1 pseudogene is annotated in these 713 nt (G+C 67.2%); it reads left to right on the top strand.

Going from position 1 to position 713, the window contains the following annotated elements:
* Positions 1 to 713, top strand: a pseudogene (locus DMB66_RS60270) (transposase); the annotation flags it as partial.

Genomic DNA, 713 nt, shown 5'->3' with positions numbered 1-713 from the left:
CCGCGTGGTCGCTGTTCGATGGCCTGGCGCAGGACTGGGCCGGACTCTCCGGCAGCAAGGACGCCGGGTGGGACGACGACCCCCTTTACCAGGCACTCCGGCAGCAGTTCAATGCCTTCATCGACGCACCGACGGATATCGCCGAGGATGGCGTCGCACGAGGCCTGGCGGACCTGACCGAACGCCTGCTCTCCGATACGGACGAGGACGTCCGGGAAGCCGACGTCCGAAGCTGGCTCACCGACCTGACCGGCTCCGAACTGGTCCAGGGCACCAAGGTCGCGCCCAGCGACCTGGACCGCAACGTGTGGCGGCTGGAGTTCGCCATTGCGGTAGCCGTGATGGCGCACCGGCTCAACCTGATGCTCGCCATGTGGCCGGAGGTCGCCGCCGAACTCGAGCTGTTCGATACCCTGCCCACCGAGGTCCGTCGACCACCGGTCGATCTCGCGGTTGCCGTTCCCGAATCGCCCATGGGTAATGTGCTGGGCTTCCAATACGTCGAGGACGAGGCGAGCCGCCGCGACGGGCAGCTGGGCGAGTTCCGATTCTTCCGCTACACCGGCGTTGGCCGGGCGCTTCTCGTGAACATGCCGAATCTGTTCCCGGCCGACGGCCCTGGCCCGAATGTGGTGCTGCTCTCCGGCACCAGCTGGGCCGGTACCTCACCGCGTTACCACATCGACGTGCCAGTAGGGGCGATCCTCTGCCCT

The organism is Actinoplanes sp. ATCC 53533, from assembly GCF_003947245.1.
The sequence above is the reverse complement of the archived record's forward strand: the minus strand, read 5'-3'. Positions and strand labels throughout refer to the sequence as shown.